We start from the raw sequence: 1,772 nt of genomic DNA, 5'->3' as shown, positions 1-1,772 counted from the left end.
GACAGTATTTTCCCAAACACAGGGATCTGACTACCGTGACCAACACGGAAATCGAAAACGCCATGAACAAACTCAACCACCGCCCAAGAAAATCACTGGGATTTAGAGCACCCTATGAGGTATTCTTTAAAACCAAGACTTCTTTAACCGTTGCACTTCAAACTTGAATCCACGAACTATTGTATGATGTGGGAAATGAGGAGTCAATCCGGCCCCTCAGAAGTTCATGAGACCTCTGGGTCAAGCAAGACGGATCCTGAAGTGTTATAATATAACTATCCCTTAAAGATATACTTATTGTAAAACCTGGAGAAAAGTGATGTCTGAAGCGAAGGGATCTGTCCTGATCGTAGATGATGATCGGGAGATGCGAAAACTGATTGAGGAATTCCTTCAGGAGGAAGGGTATGATGCGGAGTCTGTGGCCAGCGGAGATTTAGCAATACGTTCTCTCCAGGTCAGGCCCTGTGATCTTTTGATTACAGACCTCAGAATGGAAGGCCTTTCCGGCCTGGAGTTGCTCAAGAAGGTCAAGGCGGTTAACCCTCAGCAGACCATCATCATGATTACGGCCTTCGGGACCGTTGAGTCGGCCATCGAAGTAATGAAGTTCGGTGCACTTGATTACATTATTAAGCCTTTTAAGCTCGGGAAATTGATTGTTGTTGTTGAGAAGGCTTTTGAACAGATCTGGTTACAGAAGGAGGTCAACCGCCTCAGAGTAGAGGTAAGCCGGGAGTACGAATTTTCAAAAATTATCGGGAAGAGCAAAGAAATACAAGCCATATTCCAGTTGATCAAGCGGGTTTCCGACAGCACCGTGAACATTCTTATTACGGGGGAAAGCGGTACGGGAAAGGAGATGGTTGCCAAGGCGATTCACTATAACAGCCCCAGAAAAGAGGCGCCGTTTATCCCAATCGATTGCGCTTCGATCCCGGAGATGCTCTTGGAGAGTGAACTTTTCGGTCATGTCAGGGGGGCCTTTACCGACGCACGATTTGACAAGAAGGGAATGTTTGAAGAGGCCAATGGAGGGACGCTCTTTTTAGATGAGATTGGAGAAATGCCTTTGGGATTGCAGCCGAAGCTCCTGCGTGTTATTCAGGAAAAAACAGTTCGACGGGTGGGATCGACCAAGATAAGCCCCATTGACATCCGAATCATTTCCGCGACAAATCTTGACCTGATGGAAGAGGTCCGCGCGAAGCGGTTTCGTGACGACCTCTTCTACCGGGTGAATGTGCTAAGCATTGACCTTCCGCCATTGAGAAACCGCCGGGAAGACATTCCTTTGCTCGCCGGCCATTTTTTAAAAAAATATGCCGCATTACAAAACAAAGAGATCACCGGACTCACAGTGTCCGCAATCAAGATCCTCATGAAGTATGGCTGGCCAGGAAATGTCCGGGAACTCGAGAATATTATCGAGCGCGGCGTCACGCTCTCCCTGCGGGAGAAGATCAGCGCGGAAGATTTCCCCCCGGTAATTACAGGAGGGCAAGGAGACCAAATACTGATAGAGCAGGCCTTGGCCAGGATGTCTCCCTTGGCGGAAGTGGAAAGAGAGTATGTCTACCGGATTCTCCAGTTGACGGGCGGGAACAAGATGAAGGCGGCAAAGATCTTACAGATTGACCGGCATACTCTCTATAAGAAATTGGAAGACTTTCGTAAACAACAGGAGGCAGAGGCCTAAGGGTCTGTCCCAAAATAACATGCGTGATTGGCCGGAGACAATTTTTGAGCGAGACAAGGAGCGAAGAGTGCGC

General features: G+C 48.3%; 1 protein-coding gene. It reads left to right on the top strand.

Annotated elements, in window-relative coordinates:
• Positions 1-319 precede the first annotated feature (319 nt).
• The gene (locus EYQ01_03650; GenBank protein HIE64907.1) at positions 320-1,699 is read left to right on the top strand and encodes a sigma-54-dependent Fis family transcriptional regulator; all 1,380 of its coding nucleotides are present in this window, start codon (positions 320-322) and stop codon (positions 1,697-1,699) included.
• Positions 1,700-1,772 lie beyond the last annotated feature (73 nt).

The organism is Candidatus Manganitrophaceae bacterium, from assembly GCA_012960925.1.
In the GTDB taxonomy this organism is placed as follows: domain Bacteria; phylum Nitrospirota; class Nitrospiria; order SBBL01; family JAADHI01; genus DUAG01.
This window is presented reverse-complemented; position numbering and strand designations above follow the sequence as displayed.

Coding starts and splice junctions, on each gene's coding strand:
- EYQ01_03650 (HIE64907.1), top strand. CDS start 320: ATGTCTGAAGCGAAGGGATCTGTCCTGATCGTAGATGATGATCGGGAG.